This is a genomic window from Ruegeria sp. BG3 (genome assembly GCF_056538485.1).
This window is the reverse complement of record NZ_JBQFTE010000001.1, coordinates 435064-457284: the sequence shown is the minus strand read 5'-3', so window position 1 is coordinate 457284 and position 22221 is coordinate 435064. Positions and strand designations below refer to the sequence as shown.

Here is a 22221-nt window from a genome sequence, read left to right as displayed (position 1 = left end):
AATAGGTACATTCATGAGCAAAATAGTTTTGGGTCCTGATGGCCTCGCCCGATGCGCATGGTGTCAAGCGGCGCCTGAGTTCTTCGACTATCATGACACGGAATGGGGTTACCCGGTGTCCGATGATCGACGATTGTTCGAAAAACTGTGTCTTGAAAGCTTTCAGTCCGGCCTCAGCTGGCGCACGATCCTGAACAAGCGCGAGAATTTTCGCCGCGCCTTTTGCGACTTTGATTTCAACAAGATGGCCGAGTTTTCTGAGGCTGATATCGAACGCCTTCTGCAAGATGCAGGTATCATCCGCCATCGCGGCAAGATCGAAGCCGTGATCAACAACGCCCGTCGTGCGCAGGAGTTGGTGGCGAAGGAAGGTTCCCTCGCGGCCTACGTCTGGCGGTATGAACCGACCTCACCACCAGAGCCACAGACCGCCAGCACCTCAGCCGAGTCAGTAGCGATGTCGAAGGACCTGAAGAAGCGGGGATGGAAGTTTGTCGGCCCCACCACCGTTTTTGCCTTCATGCAGGCGATGGGGCTGATCAATGATCACGCGATAGGCTGCGTCAGCCGTGAAAAAGCGGCACAGATGCGCCGCGATTTCGTCAAACCGGTTTAGGCGTCAGGCCGACGCTTTGAAGATCTTGTCGATATTGCTGCCGAGGGCGGCGTTGAATTCCGCGTCCGACTGCTGTTTCGACAGCCCCTCGGTCAGCGCGCGCGAGAAAGATGCGATCATCTTGCCGTTCTGACCCAGAAGATCACAGGCCTGCTCGGTCGAGTAGCCACCCGACAGGGCTACGACGCGCAGAACACGCGGGTGATCGGCTAATTCATCATAGAGGTTCGCGGTGCTTGGGATGGTCAGCTTCAGCATGACCTCCTGCCCCTCGGCCAGTTGGTCGAGGTTTTTCAGGATTTCAGCTTTCAGGATGTCCTCGGCCTCGGCTTTGGTCTCCGAGTTGATGTTCACCTCAGGCTCGACAATCGGAACCATGCCAGCGTCGGTCACAACGCGGGCCACGTCGAATTGCTGGGCGACAACGGCGGCTATGCCTTCGGCGTTGGCCTCGTGGATAACCGAGCGCTCTTTGGTGCCAAACACGCCTTCCGCTTGGGCCAGAGTCTCGGCCAGGCCTGGGATCGGCTTCATCATCTGCACACCGTTTACAGTCTCTTCCAGACCCTTGTCGATTTTCAGGAACGGCACGATCCCTTTGACGGACCATAGGTAATCGGCCACCTTGCGACCTTCGATCTCTTCGCCGAGGGTGCGTTCGAACAGGATTGCACCGATCACTTTGTCCTTGGTGAAGTCATCTGCCAGGATGATCCGCGCGCGCATGTTCTGGATTTCGCCGAACATCTCCTCTTCCGAGCCGTATTGCGCAGCATCCACACCATAAAGCGCCAGAGCCTTCGGGGTTGATCCGCCGCTTTGATCCAGTGCTGCAATAAAGCCTGCTCCATCTGACATCTGCGCGCGCTGTTCTGCTTTGGACATAGTATTTTCCCGTTCAAGACTGATTCCGATTTCCTCCACCGCATACAGCACAGTTATGGGTGATGGTAGTTTGTTAGCGCTCAACCACGCGCAACCAAATGCCATCCTGCGATCTGACCGTCAGATGCGCCACCGGAACGGGCGTTTTGTCCGGGATTGTTTCGAATCTGAAATGGCGCAGCAGTGTGGACAGGATCAAAACCCCCTCGACCATCGCAAACCCGGCCCCGGGACAGACGCGCGGGCCTGTCGAGAAGGGTATATAGGCCTCACGCTGACAGGTTTTGCCGTTTTCCGTGTCCCAACGATTGGGATCGAAACCATCCGGGTTGTCCCACAGCCGCTCCTGCCGATGCAGATGCCATGGGCTGATGACGATTTGTGACCCTTTTGAAACGTCTCTGTTGCGAAACCTCTCGGGGCAACTGGCCTGCCGGACCATCATCGGCACCGGCGGGTAGAGCCTAAGGGCCTCACGGAACACATCCCGGCTGAGTTTCAGCTTGGACATCATTGCGAAAGAGCGATCCTCAAGTGCATCAGCTTCCTTCGCCAGCCTCTCCTGCCACTCGGGGTACAGCGCCATCAGATAGAGCGTCCAGGCCAGTGCTGAAGCGCTGGTTTCGTGTCCGGCCAGAAAAAAGATCGCAACCTGATCGACCATCTCCTCCGGTTCAAAACACTTGCCGGTTTCCGGGTCCGGTGTCGTCATGATCTTGGTTGCCAGATCATCTGGCGCGCGATCCGCAGCAATGGCCGCGGCCCGATCTTTCGTGAGTTTGGCAATCAAGGCGCGGATCTCTTGGGCTGTCCCGCGCGTCTTTCGAGAATGAAACCGGGGCAACCAGCGCGGGAGCGGCACAAAAGCGGCGAGGTTCAACAAGGGTTGCTCGCGCTGATACGCTCGGAACCTGTCGAATACCTGCGTGGCGATGTCGTGTTCGATGGGCACGGAAAACAGAGTTCGGAAAATCACATCAGCGGCGGCATGGCTGGTGATCTGTTCGCACTCAACCTGCGTTCCCGTCAAAGGGCGCAGCCGATCCACACAAGCGTCCGCGGCGGCGCGCATGGCGGGGAACGTATCCTTCAGCCGTCCGCCCTCGAAAGCGGGGTCAATGATACGGCGCTGGCGTTTCCACACCGCGCCATTGGTCAGAAACACGGACTCCCCCAGCAATGGCCGCAACCCCTCGCTGATGCGGTTGGATTTCGGAAAATCATCCGGACGTTTCTTGAGGACCTCATCCACCAAATCCGGCTGATTGATCATATAGGACCGGAAAAACGGCGTCCGAAACTCGGCCATCCACGCGCGATAGAGGCGCTGAGGCTGCGCTGACAGCAGGTCCTGCCGGAACAATTTGAGATAGCGCCAGAGAGACACTCGATCCGGGCGAGACTGCGGCTTGGGCGGCTTCATCGGCTCGTATCCGTGTATTTGGAAACCGGCGTCTCAATCCGGCTGTTCGACGGCGCTCGGTCTTTGAACCGTTCTGCCAATGTCAGAGGTCCCGCAGTGATGCGAAAATAGTCATAGGTTCCCGGTCGGTCAAAGGCGCAAAGGTATTGAAAATGCAGCCGAAAGAACCTCCACCGCAGGGCTTTCCACCGCTCGGGTGAAAGCGTCTGGGTAAAGGCGGCGGACAGGACCAGAGGCCATTTCTTGTCGGGACCCGCGACTCCGCTGACGGCGACCGGATCACACAGCGCGAAAGAACAGCCATCCCCGGGCGCTGAGACATCCACCCATGTCAAACTGGTTTGCGTGGACAGGAACTGAAGGTCCGACCTGAGTTTCTGTGCCTTGGGCAGGAACGAGACCATCGGAACCACTTGCCCGAGTGTCAGAAACGACAATGCTGGCCCACCTGCGGTCTGTCTGCGCAAAACATCCGCCAGAACAGAAACGCCAAGATGCGCGCCCGAGCTATGGCCGACGACCAAAACCTCATCAACATCCGTCTTTAGCACGGCCGCAATCAAATCCGCAAATTCCTCCAGGCGGTGCCGGAGTTTGCCCGGCGTTTCCCCCTGTAATTGCGCCGAGTATGCGTAATCATGCATCAGGTAATAGGCGAAAAGCCGATTGTCGATTTTGCGGAACCATCGCAGAAGGCCGTAGGCCACAGCCAAACCCGGCAGCAGCCCCCACCATCCAGCAAGACCAACCGCAAGGATCACAACAAAAACGGCGGCGAGAAGTTGCAACAGCAACATCCCCACCGGATAGAGCGCGGCAATCACCGGGCCTTTTCTGAGCTGCCGCAACCTTCTTAACGTACCCGATGAGATATAGGTCCATGCCGTGCGACCAAGCTGCCGGTAGGTCCCCAGAATCGAGCCCGACATGCTGTCCTGCACGATATCGGACCAGACCAGAACCTCGATATCTGTTTGAACCTCAACCCCATCCTGAACAGATGAAACATGCCAGCCAAACGGGCCATCGCCCATCTTAGGCGCGAGCGTGACCTTATAACCCGAGATCACAGCCTGCGCTTGCGACTCAGTCCGATACAGCTCGCGGTAGCGCCGCGCAGGGATCGGGTCGTAGCCGGGAATGTAGAACACATGCCGCCCGCGCAGCTGTGGCTGATTTGTCTGACTGCTCATGGCCTTACCTTTTGCTGCGCAGGTTAACGCAGCATTGCGGCCAAGGTAAGGTGGATCAGCCCAGAACTGCCAGCGCTGGGAAGGTTTCCAGCAGCCACCAGCTGAATTCAGTGAAGAGGCCGGTAATCAGCATGATGCCCACGAACAGAAGAAGCCCGCCCATGACCTTCTCGATCGTGCCCATATAGGGTTTTATCCGGTTCATGACGCCCATCGAGCGATTCAGGAACATCGCGGCCAGCAGGAACGGGATGCCCAGACCCGCCGCATAGACACCCAGCAACAAAGTGCCGCGAGCGACCGATGCCTCGGACGCGGCCAGCGACAGGATTGCACCCAACTGAGGGCCAATACACGGCGTCCAGCCAAAGGCAAAAGCGAGACCCAGAATATAGGCGCCAAAGACCGTACCGCCGGAGTCTCCGGTTTCAACCCGCGCTTCGCGGTCAAGTAAAGGGATGCGGAACACGTTCAGGAAGTGCAGACCAAAGACAATCACCACCGCACCCGAGAGCTTGGCGAAAAGCACCTGATTTTTCAGAACAAACGCCCCGAAGGCCGAGGCGGTAAAGCCAAGCAGCAGGAACACGGTCGACAGCCCCAGAACGAAGAACAAGGCGGTCAAAGTCGCCTTGCGCCGGGCGCGGGCCTGATCCTGCATCTCGTTGATGCTGACACCGCTCATATACGCCAGGTACGGCGGCACGATAGGCAGCACACAGGGCGACAGAAAGCTGATCAACCCGCCGATCAGGGCGATGAACATGGCGGGCAGCAGACCCGCGTCGATGATATCTATTCCGAACATGTTTCAGCACATATGGTATGAAGGCGGCTTCGTCACGGGGCTATTCGGTCACATCCTCGTGGTTGCGCGCTGGACACTGCGCCCTGAGCGAAATATCTGAGACTTATGTCAAATCCTACTGAAACCCTCGATGCCCTGGGCCTGCTGTGCCCTTTGCCCGTGTTGAAAGCGCGCAAAAGGTTGAAGTCTTTGCCCGGTGGTGCAGTGTTGCGCGTGCTGGCGGATGATCCTGCAGCGATTGTTGATGTCCCGCATTTCTGCGCGGAGAGCGGCCACACCCTACTGTCGCAAGGGGAAGAGAACGGCCATCAGGTCTATCTGATCCAGAAAGCGGGTTAAGTCCCAAGCTGTCAAAACGAAAAAGGCGGGCCTCAAGCCCGCCTTTTCATTTTAACTTCTCATTTTAGCTACCGAGCGACCACCAACCGCGGCGTTTGGGCTTGGGCGGCTCAGCCGGTTTTTCCGGCTCTTCCGAAACCGTCTCCAGAACGGGTTCAGCTGGGGCTTCTTCCATCGCAGGTGCGGCTTCAACCTCGGCAACCTCTTCGACCGGAGCGGGCTCCTCAGCCGGTTGAGCTTCGACCGGTTCTTCTGCTCCCACCGCCTCGGCAGGCTCTGCCGTTTCAACAGCCTCAGCAGATTCTTCGGCGTCTTGAGCCGGTTCCGGTGTGGCTTCTGCAACCTCCGCGACGTCCGCTGGAGCTTCTTCGACCTGCTCCGGAGCCGTCTCAGCCTCGGCAACCATATCGGCTGCTTCCACTGGGGCGTCTTCCTTGGCCTCTGCCTCCTGTTCAGGGGCATCCTGCGCTTCGGATTCCACGTCTTTTTTCTTGCGACGGGGCGCACGGCGACGCTTGGGCTTGGCGGGCTTTTCGTCCTCGTCCGATGCCTCCGAAGCGTCTTCCGTCTTGGTTTCGTCTGAGGAAGCCTCGGCAGCCGAGTCTTCAGCCGCTTCCGATGCCTCAGCCTCTTGCTGATCGTTGCCACCCTTCTTGCGGCGACGGCGACGACGCTTGCGCTTGGGCTTGGATTCTTCTTCGGCCTGAACCGCCTCTTCTTCGGCCTCTTCCTCTTCGGTTGCGTCAACCAGATCCATCAGGGACGCATCGACGGACACGACCGGAGCGGTCGCTTCGGGCACGATCCGGCTGGCGGTCTTGAACTTCTCAAGCGAGAAATCAGGGCTGACCAGATGCATGTCGCCTTCGACGCGCACGGACAGACCATAGCGCGCCTCGATCTGGGCGATATGTTCGCGCTTCTGGTTCATCAGGAAGTTGGCAATGCTGACCGGGCAGCGCACCAGAACCTCGCGTGAGCGGCGGCGGGTGCCTTCCTCTTCGATCTGGCGCAGGATTGACAGCGCCATGTTGTCATCCGAGCGGATCAGGCCGGTGCCATGGCAAGCCGGGCACGGCTGCGTCGTCGCCTCAAGCATACCAGGGCGCAAGCGCTGGCGGCTCATTTCCAACAGGCCAAAGCCCGAGATACGGCCCACCTGAATGCGCGCGCGGTCGGTTTTCAGCTTGTCCTTCAGGCGTTTTTCGACCGCAGTGTTGTTCTTGCGCTCGTCCATATCGATGAAGTCGATGACAATCAGACCCGCAAGGTCCCGCAGACGCAACTGACGTGCCACTTCCTCGGCGGCCTCAAGGTTGGTCTTGAGCGCGGTTTCCTCGATCGAGCCTTCCTTGGTTGCCCGACCGGAGTTCACGTCGATCGCCACCAGCGCTTCGGTCACGCCAATCACGATATAGCCACCGGATTTCAGCTGCACGGTCGGGTTGAACATCCCGGCCAAATAGCTTTCTACCTGATAGCGCGCGAACAGAGGCAGCGCGTCCTCATACCGTTTCACGTTCTTGGCGTGGGACGGCATGATCATCTTCATGAAGTCCTTGGCGATGCGGTAACCGCCCTCGCCTTCGACCAGAACTTCGTCGATGTCGCGGTTATAGAGGTCACGGATCGACCGTTTGATCAGGTCGCCTTCCTCATAGATTTTTGCGGGCGCGATGGACTTCAGCGTAAGCTCGCGAATTTGCTCCCACATACGCTGCAGGTATTCATAGTCGCGCTTGATCTCGGATTTCGTGCGTTTGGCCCCTGCGGTCCGGATGATCAGACCCGCGCCGGTTGGCACGTCGATCTCGGCTGCGATTTCCTTCAGCTTCTTGCGGTCGGGCGCATTGGTAATCTTGCGGCTTATGCCGCCGCCGCGTGCGGTGTTGGGCATCAGGACGCAGTAGCGACCGGCCAGCGACAGATAGGTGGTCAGCGCGGCACCCTTATTGCCCCGCTCTTCCTTGACGACCTGCACCAGCAGAACCTGGCGCACTTTGATCACTTCCTGGATCTTGTAGCGACGCGGGCGCGGCTTGCGCGGAGGACGGATATCCTCGCTGTCGTCCTCATCCGCAACCGATTCAATCGAATCATCCTTGGCGGTCGCATCAGACTTTTTCTCTTCGACGTCTGAGTCGTCACCTTCGGCAGGCTCTGTCTCAGTGGTTTCTGCCTCAGGCTCAGCCTGCGCGGTTTCCTCAGCGTCAGCCTTAGCTTCTTCCTCTTCAGCTGCAGCTTCGGACTGTTCTTCCGCCTCGGTTTCCGCCTGCTCATCAGAGGGCGCCTCAACGGTCTCAACCTCAACCGCCTCAACCTCAGCAGTCTCTTCCTCAGCAGCCGGGGCGTCAGAGGCCTCAGACGCTTCATCCTCAGAGGGTTCTTCCACCGGTGTCTCGGCGACCGTCTCCATCGGAGAGGTTCCCTCGGGCACTGTCAGATCATCGTTCTCTTCGCTGTCGTCGAGATCAATGGTCTCCATACCCGTCGGCTCGGACGTGACATCCAATGTCTCGACCGGATCGTTCGACTTGACGTCTGCTGCCTTGCTGCGCGACCGCGAGCGGCGTTTCTTGGGCTTGGCTTCCTCAGCCTCATCACGCGCCTTCATCGCCTCGGCATAGGCGCGCTCTTCCTCCATCAGCGCCTCACGGTCGGCGACGGGGATCTGATAATAGTCGGGATGAATTTCCGAAAACGCCAAGAAACCATGACGATTGCCGCCATAGTCCACGAAAGCCGCCTGCAGAGACGGTTCGACCCGGGTAACTTTTGCTAGATATATATTGCCAGCAAGCTGGCGTTTGTTTTCGGATTCAAAATCGAACTCCTCGACCTTGTTTCCGTCAACCACCACAACCCGAGTTTCCTCGGCGTGGGTGGCATCGATAAGCATTTTCTTAGCCATGTGTCCTTGATGCACCGCGCCAAACGCGTTGTCCTGACCCATCCAGGCGGACAGGCACTTTTGGGGAGGTGACTTGTACGGGCGATATCAGACGGCGCGCGGCAGGGTCTGGCGCTGTGGCCCCCTGCCCGGTCTCTCAAACGTTGCGCGCGCGTCATCGCGGTTCTTCTCCGACAGGCGCGATCTTGGTCGCTGCCTGCCCATTTATTCCTTTCGCCCGGAATTTTCCGGGCTCAGGCACTCCATTGCCCCGACGGGGGCACAATCGGTCTGCCATGCCGTGAAAGATCGATCATCACATGCGGCACAGCAGCGAAACTCAAAAAAGCGGGACTTATGGGCGTCAAAATCGCCAAGCCCGTTCGGACACAATAAAAGCAGTCCTGTGGAAAAGACAATGGGCAAACGTCATGTGACCGAGAAAGCAACATAATTGACAGTGAGGTCGCAAACGGAACAGACTTAAATCTACCGCTGCTCAGGATAGGGCTGCAAGTCCGAGGAACTGAATGCACAACGAAATTTGGAAAATACGTCTGATCAGCCGCACGATTGGCGCGGATCGTGGGCGTGCGGCGCGGGGACGCCCAGCACAGGTCTGATTTTGATCGCAATCTCAATCACCTGAATAATCGGATACCCACAATGAACGAACAAACTCGCAGCTCTGCAAGAACTGGCGGACGCGCAGCGCGTCGTGCCGCCCGTGCCGCGGCCCTGCCCGACCACCTGCGCCCGGTCCGCCCGGGGATGGAGGGCGGCACCTACAAGCCTCTGACCCAAGCGCAGATGGAGCGTATTCACGAAGCGGCGCTTCAGGCTCTGGAAACTATCGGGCTGGCGGACGCTCCGCAAAGCGGGATCGACTATCTGGTGGGCGCTGGCTGCACTCTGGGTGACGATGGGCGCATTCGTTTCCCTCGGGCATTGGTCGAGGACACGATCGCAAAGGCAAACCGCTCGGTCACTCTGTATAGTCGAAACGGCAAGACGGATCTGGAGCTGAGCGGGACAAAGGTTCACTACGGCACGGCAGGTGCCGCGGTCAGCATGGTCGACGTGAATGGGCGGAATTACCGCGACTCGACCGTGCAGGACCTGCACGACGCTTCTCGCATCTGCGAGCAGCTCGACAATATCCACTTCGTTCAGCGCCCCATGGTGTGTCGTGACATCGCCGACAACCTCGAGATGGATCTGAACACGATCTACGCGGCATGCGCCGGTACCTTCAAACATATCGGCACCTCCTTTACCGAACCCAGCCACGTCGCCCCGGCGATGGAGATGATCCACATGATCGCCGGCGGCGAGGATAAATGGCGCGAACGTCCGTTTATCTCGAACTCGAACTGCTTTGTTGTGCCACCTATGAAATTTGCAACCGAAAGCTGTGAAGTCATGGAAGCGGTCATCAAAGCGGGAATGCCGGTCCTGTTGCTGTCTGCTGGCATGGCCGGCGCAACCGCACCGTCGACCATCGCTGGCGCCATCACTCAAGCGACCGCAGAATGCCTAGCCGGTCTGGTCTATGTAAACGCCGTGGTGCCTGGCGCGCCCGCCGTGTTTGGCACATGGCCCTTCGGTTTGGACCTGCGCACCGGGGCGATGTCCGTGGGATCGGGCGAACAGGCGCTTCTGAGCGCGGGATGCGCTCAGATGCATAATTTCTACAACCTTCCGGGTGGAACCGCTGCCGGAGCGTCGGATTCGAAACTGCCCGACATGCAAGCCGGATGGGAGCAGATGTGTTCGAACGTCATGACCGGCCTGTCTGGCGCCAACATGATCTACGAGGCTGCCGGTATGCACGCGTCCCTTCTCGGGTTCTGCCTTGAGAGCCTGATCCTGGGCGATGACCTGATCGGACAGGCACAACGCTGCGTGCGTGGAATTGAGGTGTCGGACGAAACCCTGGCGCTGGATCAAATCGCCGAGGTTTGCATGGGCGGGCCCGGCCACTATCTCGGCACGGATGCGACGCTCAGCCGGATGCAGGCGGATTATGTGTATCCAACCTTCGGCGACCGCACCTCACCCAAGGAATGGGCTGAATTGGACAAGCCTGATCTGATCGAAAAGGCCATTACACGCAAAAACGAAATCCTCTCCAGCCCGTCTGCAGCGAATTTCGACCCTCTGCTCGACGCGGAAATTCGCGCCAAGTTTAACATCCACTTACCGTTGTAAGGCGATGAAAAGCGGCCCGATTTTACTCGGGCCGCTAAAATATCTCAGCAATCAGCCGTTGCTTGGGGGAAGCAGACCAGCTTCTTGTGCAATGGCGATTTCATCCGCGTCCAATGCGCCATCCCCATTTGCATCCATGGCCGAGAACGTGTCGGCGTTAACCTCGGGCACGACAGCTTGAACCTCTTCGATGGTCAACACGCCATCTCCATTTGCGTCGGCTGCCGATTGCGCAGTGGCCAGAGTGGGCAGTGCGAGTGCTACAGCCGCGAGAGCGGTCAGATATTTCGGTGTCATAAGTTTGCCTCCTGAGTGAATATTTGGATTTTGCGTCCGGACGAGCGCAAGAAACCTGAGGATTGGGCCAGCGTCACCCGCATAGCGAGATCGAGGCCACTTCGCGCCAATCTCCGCGTGTTTGACCGAGTCGCCTCTGCGGCTTGTTGCCGGGCAAAAATCCCCCATCGCGCCTCGGCAGAACTTGCCCGACGGTTTTGAGTTGATCTGGCAAAACTCAGCTTAGCGGCCGGTCGTTGGACAAAAAGAAAGGGGGCCGAAGCCCCCTGTCAGTTTCGCCTTCCAGGCTCATTTCGTTGACCGCCCGGTGTTTTTTTGCCTGCGGCCTGGACTGCGCATGGGGCGAGCGCACCCGCCCCGTGAAAGAGTGGGAGGGAGCAATATTCCGCCCCACCCTGTTCCCGGCCAACACGGGCATGTCGGCCGAGTGGAACATTGCTTTGATGGTAAGTCTCAGCGCCATGCTCCGTATTCGTCGGGGCCGGTACATAAGGCAGCGACCGACCCCTGCACCCCGGGTTGCCGGGGCGCTAAACTCAGCTACACCCGCTTGTCGCGCCGCAGGTGTTGCACTTCATGCAGGTGCCGTTTCGCACCAGCGTGTAGTTTCCGCATTCGCCGCAGGGATCTCCCTCATAGCCCTGCATTTTGGCTTTGGTCCGTGCATCCATGCCGGTCGCCACGGCCGTTTCCGTCGACGCTTCAAACGCGGCTGCCGGTTCGGACATACCGTTGAGTTCGGCTTGCGGGTTGAACATCGCCAGATCCTGCGGCAGACGTTTCCGCAGATAGCCTGTCGAACTGATTTGCTTCAGCACTTCCAAGGACTTGGACGCCGCAGTGTCACTGATCTCGGAGACATTCGAGACACCTTCTTCCTCACCGCGACCCAGATCATCAAAGCTCGCTCCTTCGGGTTTCACATGGGCCAGATCGGTACGGTCCAGATAGGACACGGCCAATTCGCGGAAGATGTAGTCGAGTATCGACGTCGCGTTCTTGATCGAGTCATTGCCCTGCACCATTCCAGCCGGTTCGAACTTGGTGAAGGTGAAGGCGTCAACGAATTCCTCAAGCGGCACGCCATATTGCAGGCCGACCGAGACCGCGATGGCAAAGTTGTTCATCATCGCCCGGAAGCCCGCGCCTTCCTTGTGCATGTCGATGAAGATCTCGCCCAGCTTGCCGTCTTCGAACTCACCGGTCCGCAGATAGACCTTGTGGCCGCCTACGATTGCTTTCTGGGTATAGCCCTTACGGCGATGCGGCAGTTTCTCGCGATGGCTGCGGATCATTTCCTTGACCACAACCTTCTCGATCACCTTTTCGGCCAGAACGACAGCTTTTTCCTGCGTCGAGCCACTTTCCAGAACTTCTGCCGCCTCATCGTCATCCTCAACCAGCGCTGCGGCCAAAGGCTGCGACAGTTTCGAGCCATCACGATAGAGCGCGTTCGCCTTCACACCCAGCGACCAGCTGAGTTCGTACGCCTTCTGGCAATCCTCGATGGTCGCGTCATTCGGCATGTTGATCGTCTTCGAGATCGCACCCGAGATGAAGCTCTGCGCCGCAGCCATCATAGTGATGTGGCTATCAACCCCAAGGAAACGCTTGCCTTTCTTGCCGCACGGGTTGGCGCAGTCGAAGATCGAATAGTGCTCTTCTTTCAGATGCGGCGCGCCTTCCAGCGTCATGGTCCCGCAAACGTGATCGTTGGCTGCGTCGATATCGGACTTGGTAAAGCCCAGATGGCGCAGCAGGTCGAAGGTCGGGTCGTTCAGCTTGGTCGCCGGGATGCCCAACACGCCGGTGCAGAAATCCTCGCCCAGAGTCCACTGATTGAAAACGAACCGGATGTCGAAGGCGCTTTCCAGTGCGGCATCCACCTTAGCCAGCTCATTCGGGCCAAAGCCGTGGCCTGTCAGCGAGGTATGGTTGATGCCCGGCGCGTTGCCGATCGTGCCGTGACCAACCGCATAACCCACGATCTCTTCAATCTGAGACGAGGAATAGCCCAGCTTCTCTAGCGCCGACGGCACCGAGCGGTTGATTATCTTGAAGTAACCGCCACCCGCGAGCTTCTTGAACTTAACCAGAGCAAAGTCCGGCTCGATCCCCGTGGTGTCACAATCCATCACCAGACCGATGGTGCCCGTTGGCGCGATCACAGTGGCCTGCGCGTTGCGGTAACCGTTCTGTTCACCAAGGCTCAGCGCCTCGTCCCAAGCTGACATGGCCAGATCGACCAGACGCTTGTCCGGGCAATTTCCGTGATCCAGAGGTACCGGCTTTACGGCCAGTTTCTCATACCCATTGGTCACGCCTTGCGCTGCACGGCGGTGGTTGCGAATTACGCGCAGCATGTGGTCCGCGTTGCGCTCATAACCCTTGAACGGACCCAACTCTCCGGCAATCTCAGCCGAAGTCGCGTAAGCCACACCAGTCATAATCGCGGTCAGCGCGCCACAGATCGCCCGTCCCTCATCCGAGTCATAGCTGTAGCCCATGTTCATCAGCAGGCCGCCGATATTGGCATAGCCCAGACCCAAGGTGCGGAAATCATAGGAGAGTTTCGCAATTTCCTTTGACGGGAACTGCGCCATGGTCACCGAGATTTCCAGCGTCAGGGTCCACAGACGCGAGGCGTGCATATAGTCCGCCGCCTGGAATTCCCCATCCTTGAGGAAGGTCAGCAGGTTCATCGACGCCAGGTTACAGGCCGTGTCATCCAGGAACATGTATTCCGAGCACGGGTTCGAGCCGCGAATTTCTCCATCTTCGGGGCATGTGTGCCATTCGTTGACCGTATCGTGGAACTGGATGCCCGGATCGGCGCAGGCCCAAGCGGCATGGCCGACCTTTTCCCACAGATCACGTGCTTTTACGGTCTTGGCGACCTTGCCGTCGGTACGGTTGGTCAGCTCCCAATCGGCGTCTTTCTCAACGGCAGTCAGGAACGCATTGGTCACGCGGATCGAGTTGTTCGAGTTCTGGCCCGAGACCGAGCTATAGGCCTCCGAATCCCAGTCCGTGTCATAGGTCGGGAATTCGATGCTGTCGTGACCCTGTCGCGCATAATCCAACACGCGCTTGATGTAAGTCTCGGGGATCGCAACCTTTTTCGCTTCGCGCACCGCTTTCTTCAGACTGTCATTCTTGTTGGGATCATACGCGTCGTCCTGCGCACCGTCCCAACTGCGGATGGCCTCGAAAATGCCGTTCAGCATCTTCTCGTGCATCTTCGATCCGGCAACGATCGAGGCCACCTTCTGCTCTTCGATCACCTTCCATTCGATGAATTGCTCGATGTCTGGGTGATCCGCATCGACGATTACCATCTTTGCTGCTCGACGGGTTGTCCCGCCTGATTTGATCGCGCCAGCGGCGCGGTCGCCGATCTTGAGAAAGCCCATGAGGCCCGAGGACTTGCCGCCACCCGACAACGCTTCGCCTTCTGCACGCAGATGGCTGAAATTGGTGCCGGTTCCAGAGCCATATTTGAACAGGCGCGCCTCGCGCACCCACAGATCCATAATGCCGCCTTCGTTCACCAGATCATCATCGACGGACTGGATGAAGCACGCATGCGGCTGCGGATGCTCGTAAGCGGATTTCGACTTGGTCAGTTTGCCGGTTTTATAGTCGACATAGTGATGTCCCTGTGCCGGGCCGTCGATCCCGTAAGCCCAGTGCAGACCGGTGTTGAACCACTGAGGCGAGTTCGGCGCGGCGCGCTGGGTCGCTAGCATGTAGCGCATTTCGTCAAAATAGGCGCGCGCGTCTTCCTCGGTTGAGAAATAGCCGCCTTTCCAACCCCAATAGGCCCAAGCGCCTGCCAAACGGTCAAACACCTGTTTCGAGGACGTCTCACCTTCGAACTCGGCATCGTCAGTCGGGACCGAGCGCCACAGGAACTCAGGTACATCCTTTTCTTTGACCTTCTTCAGCTTGCTGGGAACGCCCGCCTTACGGAAGTATTTCTGTGCGATGACATCACTGGCCACCTGGCTCCAGCTTGAGGGGACCTGGATATTGTCCAGACGAAAAACAATTGTGCCGTCAGGGTTTCGAATCTCGGAAGTTGCCGAGACGAAATCGAGGTCCGCATACGCATCCTGCCCTGATTTGGTAAATTTTCTTTCAATCTTCATGTCCGCCGCCTTTTAATGTCCGTCAACCCTCGCCGCGGCTTGGGAAATGCAAAGCCACCAGCGATGCCGAACCTGACAGACGCAAAGGACCGCCCGCTGCCCGTATGAGCGCGATACCGCCACTGCGGTTGCACAAATGTACTCGTGTGCGTTCCGTCCCTGCCCTGCGCCCTCTCCGGCTTTCATACCAGATGTAGTGGCGTCATATTCGGCCCATACAATCTGGCGTATCTTTGCATATCAGGTCAACGACCTTTTTAAGTCATTTTTGAAATCTTTTGTGTTGACCCGTGTGTCGGGTGCTCGGCGATCTGATTCCTCCACAGAATGATCCACGGAGAGACGACGCCGATCGCAGAACCGGCCAGATGAAATTGCCTTTTTTACCAGCATGTTTATCCGGGTTTGATCATCCACTCCTGTACTGGCTAAGCTGGCAGGGAATCACGTTGTGGCCTCTCGGCCATATCCTGGCGTCAACCCATTGAACAAAGAGCAGGCAAAACGATGAAGTTGCTTCACTTCGCCTCAATAGGCGCCCTGATCGCGGCCTGCACAGCACAAGAATTGCCAACGGCGTCGCGTAGCGCTCAATTCAGCGACTACCCCGACAGGTTGTTCGAAACCTTCCAGACCAGTTGCGAAGGCCCCGGCGAGACGTTCCTGAAGATCGACGCCAATTCTTATGAGTGTCGCGAGTTTCTGCCACCGGATACCACAGCCTTTTTGATTCTCAGCTATGATGGCTTACCCGATGATCTGCCCCAGAGCATCATGCGCATGACCTCAACAAAAACCTCTGGCGGGTACCGCGTCGATGCGCGGCTGTTCTTCCAAGTGCCGCAGAAAAGCGGCGCGACCGTCGAAGTTCCCGTTGAAAGCAAAACGCTGGATAAAGCGCTGAGCGCGCTCTACCAAGCGATGGGTGGTTCACCAACATAAGTTAAGAAGTGGTCGGGGCGGCAGGATTCGAACCTACGACCCCCTGTACCCAAAACAGGTGCGCTACCAGACTGCGCCACGCCCCGGACCGTGCGCCGTTCCTAACGATGCTGATCTGATTTGAAAAGCCCTAACAGGGCCAAATCGCACTCGCTTGTGAAAAAATTTCGTGCCGCATCTGGGTGCCGCGCTGAATGCCATAACGCGCGGATAGACCGGCGTTGATTTCAAGCACGGCAAAGATGTCGCCGCCGCCTTCAATTGGGGTCAAATCACCGGGAATCGCACCTTGATGCACGCGAGTCACGACGCCCGACTGGTCCACGAAAATCATATCCAGAGGAATCAGTGTGTTCTTCATCCAGAACGCCACCTGTTGCGGTGGATCGTAGACGAAGAGCATGCCAGACCGGTTCGGCAAGTGCTCACGGAACATCAGCCCGCGCGATTTCTCGGGGCCAGTCACGGCCAGTTCGACATCAAACCGGACATGAGTCTGATCGTTGCGCAACTCTACTCGGTCAGAGCGACATTCGGCGGCCACGCCTTCTGCCAGAAATGTCACGCATACTGCCAGAGAAGCCCAAAACCGCATCATGGAGTTAGTGATCCAGCGCTGCTTCCCAGGCCAAGACCTGAGCCGCCATACGGCCCCGTTTGCCATCAATCACCCGCATGGCAAGCGCTTCGCCCGGCTGCAGATCGGCAAGGCCAGAACGGCGGAGAACTTCGATATGCAAAAACACATCCTCGTCCCGACCGAACACATTGGCGAATCCGAATCCCTTGCCCTTGTCGAACCATTTCACCCGCGCAGCTTCCAAAGGCGCCGCCGCAATCGCCGCCGGATCCAGCTCGGCAAAGTCGGCCAACATCATCGAGTCGGCGCGCACCGGAGGATCGACAGCAACAACTTCGACCGCCTGAACACCGCGATCCGTACGATGGGTCATGATCTCGATGCCTGCCCCATCGGCGACCGAGCTCTGCCCGAAATTCCGCAACACGTTCACATGCAACAGAATATCCGGGCCGCCTTCATCAGACACAACGAACCCGTATCCCTTTGCGGGATCGAACCATTTTACGTGTCCACGAACGCGGTACATGTTGTTCAGGTCTTCAGGCACGGTGTTCCCATCGAATGATTTAGTAGTGCGTTAAGGTTTCGGTTTTTATGGCAATGGCAGGCAAATTCAAGCTGAAAAAAACCTTTGATTTCGGTCTGTTGCATTTCGCGATACGTGAACGTCATGGATTTAACCTCTGCACATCCCAAGCGGAACTCGGATCAGCCCTCCGCCACCTGAACCGATCATGCAGGCGAAATGCGCCGTCGGCCCAGAATTCAATTTCAGTCGGAACCAACCGGTATCCTCCCCAAAATGGAGGGCGCGGCGGATTGGATCCAAGTTTTGCCGTCACCTTGGCAACCTCGGCCATCAGTGCTGTCCGGCTGCTCAGGGGTTGTGACTGCTTAGACGCCCAAGCACCCAGCCGACTTTTCAGCGACCGTGACGCATAATATTCATCCGCCTTGGGCCCGCTTTCCCGACTGACTATACCACGAACGCGAATCTGACGCCGCAAAGATTTCCAATGCATGACAAATGCAGCTTTTTCGGCCTGATCCAACTCGGCCGCCTTGGCACTTTCATAGTTGGTATAGAAAACAAAGGCCTCCGGCTCGATATCTTTCAAAAGAACCATGCGCGCGTTCGGCATGCCGCCCTCGTCAACGGTTGCCAGAGCAATCGCGTTCGGGTCATTCGGTTCATTCTGTTCGGCCTCATCCAACCACCGCGCCGCTATTTCAAACGGATCGGAGCCAGCAAAGATGCCATCACGCTCGGTCATTTCCATCCCCTGGAAAGTATTTGACCGAAGCCTAGGGCGATTACCCGCCGCGGGCAAGAGCGCACGGCCTTGAAGCAGGGCAGTCAATGGCATAAACCCGTCGCAACATAACGCGACGACAGGCGGAGAACCAATCATGTCAAATCAGTTGATGGCCGGAAAACGCGGCCTCATCATGGGACTGGCCAATGACAAATCAATCGCATGGGGAATCGCCCGCGCCTTGTCCAACGCCGGGGCCGAGCTGGCTTTTTCCTATCAGGGCGATGCTCTGAAAAAACGTGTCGACCCTCTGGCGGCGCAACTCGGCAGTGAAATCGTCCTGCCCTGCGACGTAAGCGAAGAGGCGTCGATCGACGCTCTGTTTACTTCACTGGAAGAGAAATGGGGCAAGCTGGATTTCGTAGTCCACGCCATCGGTTTCTCGGACAAGAACGAACTGCGCGGTCGCTATGTCGACACCAGCCGTGCAAATTTCAAACTGACCATGGATGTGTCGGTCTATTCCTTTACCGCCGTGATGCAGCGGGCCGAAAAGATGATGTCCGAGGGCAGCAGTGCCATTACGCTCACCTATTACGGTGCCGAGCAGGTCATGCCCCACTATAACGTGATGGGTGTCGCCAAGGCTGCGCTTGAGGCTTCGGTCAAGTATCTCGCCGAAGATTTGGGCAAGGACGGTATCCGCGTTAACTCGATCTCGGCCGGACCGATCAAGACGCTGGCCGCCAGCGGCATCGGAGATTTCCGCTACATCATGAAGTGGAACGAATACAACTCGCCCCTGCGCCGCAACGTGACGATCGACGACGTGGGCAACTCGGCCCTGTATCTGCTGTCCGACCTCAGCAGCGGCGTCACCGGTGAGAATCTGCACGTGGACTCGGGCTACCACATCGTAGGCATGAAAGCCGTCGATGCCCCGGACGTTGAAAAGGGTTAAGATAAAATGAGCGCCAAAGACCGTCTGCCCCACGAAAAAGGCTTCCACATCAGCTGGGATCAAATTCACCGCGACTCGCGCGCTCTGGCGTGGCGGCTGGATGGTCAAGGCCCGGATGACGGCGCATGGCGCGCCGTTGTTGCGATCACCCGCGGCGGCATGGCCCCCGCCATGATCGTCAGCCGTGAGCTGGACATTCGCACCGTCGATACAATCAGCGTCCGCTCGTATCACCATCAGGAACAAGGCGAAGCCGAAGTCTTGAAGGCTCCAGATGCAGATCTGATGGGCGATGGTGAAGGCGTTCTGATCATCGACGATCTGGTCGATAGCGGCAAAACGCTGGAACTGGTGCGTGCGATGTACCCCAAGGCTCATTTCGCGACCGTTTATGCCAAGCCCAAGGGCCGCCCGATGGTGGACACGTTCATCACCGAGGTCAGCCAGGACACGTGGATATTCTTCCCCTGGGATATGGCCCTGCAATATGTCGAGCCCTATCGCGGCACCGACTAACTTCTTCTGTTCAAAAATACCTCGGAGCGCGAGGCAGAGCCTCGCAAAGATTCTGCCATGCCCCAAACACGCACCCGGTCCACCTTCCCACCTCCAGTGATGGAGGCGCGTCGTTGGTTGGACGGTGTCATGTTTCCTGATGACCGGCCCCTGATCAATGTCAGCCAGGCCGCGCCAGTTGACCCGCCGCCGCTGTCCATGCGGCAGGCCATCGCAGAGTTCGCGGTGACCGAAGACAGCGCTCATCTTTACGGGCCTGTGCTTGGCAATCACGATCTGCGCGCCGAATTGGCCGCGCAAATCAGCAATCACTATGCCGGGCAGGTTTCAGCAGATCAGATCGCCATAACGTCGGGCTGCAATCAGGCATTTTCAGCTGTGATTTCATCGCTCACCGACGAGGGGGATGAGGTCATCCTCCCAACCCCATGGTATTTCAACCATAAAATGTGGTTGGACATGGCCGGAGTGCGGGCCGTTGACCTGCCCACGGGCGACGATCTGCTCCCCGACCCAGAAGCGGCGCGCGCTTTGATCACCGATAAAACCCGCGCCATTTCTCTTGTGACACCAAACAACCCGGGCGGCGTCGAATACCCGGCCGAACTGGTCAGCGCCTTCTACGATCTCGCGCGCGAAGCAGGTATTCGCCTGCTGGTCGACGAAACCTACCGCGATTTTGACAGCCGCAGTGGCCCTCCGCACGACCTGTTCCAAAAGCCCGGCTGGGATGAGACGCTGGTGCATCTCTATTCCTTCTCCAAAGCCTACCGCCTGACCGGACATCGCGTCGGCGCGGTTGCAACCAGCGCAAGCCTGCTGGCGGAAGCGGAAAAATTTCTCGACACCGTCGCCATTTGCCCCGGTCAGATCGGCCAATTTGCCGCTCTCTGGGGTATGCAGAACCTGACGCAATGGCTTGCCGGAGAGCGGGACGAAATCCTCGACCGCCGTGCAGCGATTGCTGAGGGCATGCCGCAGCTCGAGGCCAAAGGGTGGCGCTTGCTGGGTCTTGGTGCCTATTTCGCCTATCTCGAACATCCGTTCGACCTCCCGTCGGACGAGCTGGCGCAAAGACTGGTGCCTGAGGCCGGTATCCTGCTGCTGCCCGGCACCATGTTCATGCCTGATCATGACCCGGCTGGAAAACGTCAGGTGCGCATCGCGTTCGCCAATCTAGACCGCGCCGGGATCGTCCAATTGTTCGACCGGTTGCAGGCTCTGTCCTTCTAAGCTTGCCCCCCGGCGGTGCCCGTCGTATTCAGGGCCGCAACCAACAGGGCAAGCAGTAAGAGGGCATCATGGCCGCAGGCAAAAACAGCATCTCGAAAACCTTTGTCTGGATTCTGATGGGCCTTCTGTTCGTAGGCCTCGCAGGGTTTGGCGCCACCAGCCTGACCGGCACCATCCGCACGGTTGCGCAGGTCGGGGATGAAAGTATCTCGGTCGACGCCTATGTCCGCGAGCTTCAACGCGAAATCCGCGCCGTTGAGGCGCAGACCGGCCAAGCCCTGCAGATGTCTCAGGCGCGCGAACTGGGTCTGGAACAGCTCGCCCTGTCCCGCCTGACCGCTCTGGCCGCGCTTGATAACGAGGTTGGTCAACTGGGCCTATCCATTGGCGACGAGAACTTGCAAGACGAGATCGTCTCGATCCCGGCCTTTCAGGGCGTAAACGGCACGTTCGATCGCGAAGCTTATCGCTTTCAGCTGGAACAGATCGGGATGACCGATACCGAGTTCGAATCGGACCTGCGCAAGGAATCCTCGCGCACCATCGTACAGGGCGCGATCATCGGCGGTGTCGAAATGCCATCAACGCTCACAAACACTCTGACAAACTACATCGGCGCGCGCCGCAGCTTTACCGTGGCGACTTTGGGTACGGACGCGCTGGAAACCTCAGTTGGCGATCCGACCGATGCGCAAATCCAAGCGTACTATGACGAGAACACCGACCAATTCACCCTGCCCCGCACCAAGCGTCTGACCTATGCGATCCTGTCTCCGGAAATGTTGCTGGATACGGTCGAAGTGGATGAGGACACGCTGCGCCGCCTCTATGATGAGCGCGCCGATGAATACCAGCAGCCCGAGCGCCGCTTGGTCGAACGCCTGAACTTCCCGGATGAAGACGCCGCGAACAACGCCAAAGCCCAGCTTGAGGTCGGCGGCACCACCTTCGAGCAACTCGTGCGCGAACGCGAGCTTGAGCTGAGTGACATTGATCTGGGCGACGTGACCCGCGACGATCTGGGCGAGGCCGCGGATGAGGTCTTTGCCGCGGAGTTGGACTCGGTCGTTGGCCCTCTGCCTTCCGTGTTCGGCCCGGCGCTGTTCCGCATCAACGGCTCACTGGCGGCCAACAACGTCCCGTTCGAGGATGCCGAGCCTGCTTTGCGGGAAGAACTGGCCTCGGACCGCGCGCGTCGTTTGATCGAAGCACAATCCGAAGACATCAACGATATGCTCGCCGGTGGCGCCACGCTCGAAGAGCTGGCACAGGAAACCGATATGGAGCTGGGCCAAATCGACTGGACCCGCGACAGTGTGGATGAAGTCGCCGCATATGACGGTTTCCGCAGCGCGGCTGAGGCCGTGCGCGACGGCGACTTCCCCGAGATCGACTTCCTCGAAGACGGCTCAATCTTCGCTCTGCGCCTGAACGAGGAACTGGCCCCGCGCCCAGAGCCTCTGGACAGCGCCCGTGACCGCGTCGCCGCTGCATGGGTTGCCGCCGAAACCGCCAAGGCACTGCAAGAGCAGGCCAATTCTGTTGTCACCACCCTGGCAACGGATGGCGATTTCACTGCCACCGATCTGCCGTTCCGCGTGGAAAACGCCCTGACGCGGACTGCCTTTCTGGATGACGTCCCCGCAAACTTCATGAACGAAGTCTTCGAGATGGAGCCGGGCGACCTGCGCGTCATTGGCGGCGAAGGAACTGCCCTGATCGTCCGTCTGGACGAGGTTTTGCCCCCGGCCGAAAGCGATGAGCTGCGTCAATTGAGCGACGCTCTGTCCGCGCAAATGAATCAGGCGCTGGCGCAGAACATCTTTGACGCCTATGTGCGCGATGCCCAAACCCGCGCGCGCCCGGTTGTCGACCAGCAGGCCCTGAACGCCGTACAGGCGAGTTACTGAACGAGAC

General features: G+C 58.4%; 18 protein-coding genes and 1 tRNA gene. 8 read left to right on the top strand and 11 right to left on the bottom strand.

Annotated features, from left to right (window positions below; genetic code table 11):
- Positions 1-13: 13 nt before the first annotated feature.
- Entirely contained in the window at positions 14-616 is a 603-nt protein-coding gene (locus tag ACR0AI_RS02260) for a DNA-3-methyladenine glycosylase I (protein WP_480670992.1), read from the top strand.
- Between the two features lie 3 nt (positions 617-619).
- On the opposite strand, the gene ACR0AI_RS02255 is transcribed toward ACR0AI_RS02260, so the two are convergent.
- The 4 genes from ACR0AI_RS02255 to ACR0AI_RS02240 all read right to left on the bottom strand — a co-directional run bounded on the left by ACR0AI_RS02255 (position 620) and on the right by ACR0AI_RS02240 (position 4925).
- Positions 620-1501 (bottom strand): fructose bisphosphate aldolase, encoded by an 882-nt coding sequence (locus tag ACR0AI_RS02255; protein ID WP_480670994.1) that lies wholly within the window; start codon positions 1499-1501, stop codon positions 620-622.
- Positions 1502-1574: 73 nt separating this feature from the next.
- Complete coding sequence (locus tag ACR0AI_RS02250; RefSeq protein WP_480670996.1) at positions 1575-2924, bottom strand: cytochrome P450; 1350 nt, start codon at positions 2922-2924, stop codon at positions 1575-1577.
- Positions 2921-4117 (bottom strand): hypothetical protein, encoded by a 1197-nt coding sequence (locus ACR0AI_RS02245; protein ID WP_480670998.1) that lies wholly within the window; start codon positions 4115-4117, stop codon positions 2921-2923. The genes ACR0AI_RS02250 and ACR0AI_RS02245 overlap by 4 nt, the downstream gene beginning before the upstream one ends.
- A 55-nt stretch (positions 4118-4172) precedes the next feature.
- A complete protein-coding gene (locus tag ACR0AI_RS02240) occupies positions 4173-4925 on the bottom strand; it encodes a cytochrome c biogenesis protein CcdA (RefSeq protein WP_170458345.1) in 753 nt (250 codons plus the stop codon).
- A gap of 105 nt (positions 4926-5030) precedes the next feature.
- On the opposite strand from ACR0AI_RS02240, the gene ACR0AI_RS02235 reads away from it, so the two are divergent.
- Complete coding sequence (locus ACR0AI_RS02235) at positions 5031-5264, top strand: sulfurtransferase TusA family protein (protein ID WP_170458346.1); 234 nt, start codon at positions 5031-5033, stop codon at positions 5262-5264.
- A gap of 64 nt (positions 5265-5328) precedes the next feature.
- Here ACR0AI_RS02235 and ACR0AI_RS02230 read toward each other — a convergent pair whose 3' ends face one another.
- The gene (locus tag ACR0AI_RS02230; RefSeq protein ID WP_480671000.1) at positions 5329-8175 is read right to left on the bottom strand and encodes an Rne/Rng family ribonuclease; all 2847 of its coding nucleotides are present in this window, start codon (positions 8173-8175) and stop codon (positions 5329-5331) included.
- A 645-nt stretch (positions 8176-8820) separates the two neighbouring features.
- On the opposite strand from ACR0AI_RS02230, the gene ACR0AI_RS02225 reads away from it, so the two are divergent.
- Complete coding sequence (locus ACR0AI_RS02225) at positions 8821-10365, top strand: trimethylamine methyltransferase family protein (protein ID WP_480671002.1); 1545 nt, start codon at positions 8821-8823, stop codon at positions 10363-10365.
- A gap of 51 nt (positions 10366-10416) precedes the next feature.
- On the opposite strand, the gene ACR0AI_RS02220 is transcribed toward ACR0AI_RS02225, so the two are convergent.
- Positions 10417-10662 (bottom strand): EF-hand domain-containing protein, encoded by a 246-nt coding sequence (locus ACR0AI_RS02220; RefSeq protein ID WP_170638644.1) that lies wholly within the window; start codon positions 10660-10662, stop codon positions 10417-10419.
- A gap of 536 nt (positions 10663-11198) precedes the next feature.
- Positions 11199-14813, bottom strand: a complete 3615-nt coding sequence (locus ACR0AI_RS02215) for a vitamin B12-dependent ribonucleotide reductase (RefSeq protein ID WP_480671004.1) — start codon at positions 14811-14813, stop codon at positions 11199-11201.
- Positions 14814-15320: 507 nt separating this feature from the next.
- Here ACR0AI_RS02215 and ACR0AI_RS02210 point away from each other — a divergent pair.
- On the top strand, positions 15321-15755 hold the full coding sequence (locus tag ACR0AI_RS02210; RefSeq protein WP_170641715.1) for a hypothetical protein: 435 nt from the start codon (positions 15321-15323) through the stop codon (positions 15753-15755).
- Between the two features lie 9 nt (positions 15756-15764).
- Here ACR0AI_RS02210 and ACR0AI_RS02205 read toward each other — a convergent pair.
- The 4 genes from ACR0AI_RS02205 to pdxH all read right to left on the bottom strand — a co-directional run bounded on the left by ACR0AI_RS02205 (position 15765) and on the right by pdxH (position 17612).
- Positions 15765-15841 (bottom strand) — tRNA-Pro (locus ACR0AI_RS02205).
- Positions 15842-15885: 44 nt separating this feature from the next.
- Entirely contained in the window at positions 15886-16353 is a 468-nt protein-coding gene (locus ACR0AI_RS02200; protein ID WP_480671006.1) for a DUF192 domain-containing protein, read from the bottom strand.
- Positions 16354-16357: 4 nt separating this feature from the next.
- Positions 16358-16885, bottom strand: a complete 528-nt coding sequence (locus ACR0AI_RS02195; protein WP_170373801.1) for a cold-shock protein — start codon at positions 16883-16885, stop codon at positions 16358-16360.
- Positions 16886-17006: 121 nt separating this feature from the next.
- Complete coding sequence (gene pdxH, locus ACR0AI_RS02190) at positions 17007-17612, bottom strand: pyridoxamine 5'-phosphate oxidase (protein WP_170466798.1); 606 nt, start codon at positions 17610-17612, stop codon at positions 17007-17009.
- Between the two features lie 136 nt (positions 17613-17748).
- Here pdxH and fabI point away from each other — a divergent pair, with 136 nt between their 5' ends.
- From fabI to ACR0AI_RS02170, 4 genes are all read left to right on the top strand, one after another.
- Positions 17749-18555, top strand: a complete 807-nt coding sequence (gene fabI / locus ACR0AI_RS02185) for an enoyl-ACP reductase FabI (protein WP_480671009.1) — start codon at positions 17749-17751, stop codon at positions 18553-18555.
- 6 nt (positions 18556-18561) lie between these two features.
- Positions 18562-19071, top strand: a complete 510-nt coding sequence (gene gpt, locus ACR0AI_RS02180; protein WP_170458430.1) for a xanthine phosphoribosyltransferase — start codon at positions 18562-18564, stop codon at positions 19069-19071.
- 57 nt (positions 19072-19128) lie between these two features.
- A complete protein-coding gene (locus tag ACR0AI_RS02175; RefSeq protein WP_480671011.1) occupies positions 19129-20304 on the top strand; it encodes an aminotransferase in 1176 nt (391 codons plus the stop codon).
- Between the two features lie 68 nt (positions 20305-20372).
- On the top strand, positions 20373-22214 hold the full coding sequence (locus ACR0AI_RS02170; protein ID WP_480671013.1) for a SurA N-terminal domain-containing protein: 1842 nt from the start codon (positions 20373-20375) through the stop codon (positions 22212-22214).
- Positions 22215-22221 lie beyond the last annotated feature (7 nt).

Bases quoted from the DNA above. Each gene is read 5' to 3' on its own strand.
- pdxH (WP_170466798.1), bottom strand. From the start codon at position 17,612: ATGACCGAGCGTGATGGCATCTTTGCTGGCTCCGATCCGTTTGAAATA.
- ACR0AI_RS02245 (WP_480670998.1), bottom strand. From the start codon at position 4,117: ATGAGCAGTCAGACAAATCAGCCACAGCTGCGCGGGCGGCATGTGTTC.
- ACR0AI_RS02255 (WP_480670994.1), bottom strand. From the start codon at position 1,501: ATGTCCAAAGCAGAACAGCGCGCGCAGATGTCAGATGGAGCAGGCTTT.
- ACR0AI_RS02200 (WP_480671006.1), bottom strand. From the start codon at position 16,353: ATGATGCGGTTTTGGGCTTCTCTGGCAGTATGCGTGACATTTCTGGCA.
- gpt (WP_170458430.1), top strand. From the start codon at position 18,562: ATGAGCGCCAAAGACCGTCTGCCCCACGAAAAAGGCTTCCACATCAGC.
- ACR0AI_RS02210 (WP_170641715.1), top strand. From the start codon at position 15,321: ATGAAGTTGCTTCACTTCGCCTCAATAGGCGCCCTGATCGCGGCCTGC.
- ACR0AI_RS02220 (WP_170638644.1), bottom strand. From the start codon at position 10,662: ATGACACCGAAATATCTGACCGCTCTCGCGGCTGTAGCACTCGCACTG.
- ACR0AI_RS02260 (WP_480670992.1), top strand. From the start codon at position 14: ATGAGCAAAATAGTTTTGGGTCCTGATGGCCTCGCCCGATGCGCATGG.
- fabI (WP_480671009.1), top strand. From the start codon at position 17,749: ATGTCAAATCAGTTGATGGCCGGAAAACGCGGCCTCATCATGGGACTG.
- ACR0AI_RS02215 (WP_480671004.1), bottom strand. From the start codon at position 14,813: ATGAAGATTGAAAGAAAATTTACCAAATCAGGGCAGGATGCGTATGCG.
- ACR0AI_RS02240 (WP_170458345.1), bottom strand. From the start codon at position 4,925: ATGTTCGGAATAGATATCATCGACGCGGGTCTGCTGCCCGCCATGTTC.
- ACR0AI_RS02225 (WP_480671002.1), top strand. From the start codon at position 8,821: ATGAACGAACAAACTCGCAGCTCTGCAAGAACTGGCGGACGCGCAGCG.
- ACR0AI_RS02175 (WP_480671011.1), top strand. From the start codon at position 19,129: ATGCCCCAAACACGCACCCGGTCCACCTTCCCACCTCCAGTGATGGAG.
- ACR0AI_RS02170 (WP_480671013.1), top strand. From the start codon at position 20,373: ATGGCCGCAGGCAAAAACAGCATCTCGAAAACCTTTGTCTGGATTCTG.
- ACR0AI_RS02235 (WP_170458346.1), top strand. From the start codon at position 5,031: ATGTCAAATCCTACTGAAACCCTCGATGCCCTGGGCCTGCTGTGCCCT.
- ACR0AI_RS02250 (WP_480670996.1), bottom strand. From the start codon at position 2,924: ATGAAGCCGCCCAAGCCGCAGTCTCGCCCGGATCGAGTGTCTCTCTGG.
- ACR0AI_RS02230 (WP_480671000.1), bottom strand. From the start codon at position 8,175: ATGGCTAAGAAAATGCTTATCGATGCCACCCACGCCGAGGAAACTCGG.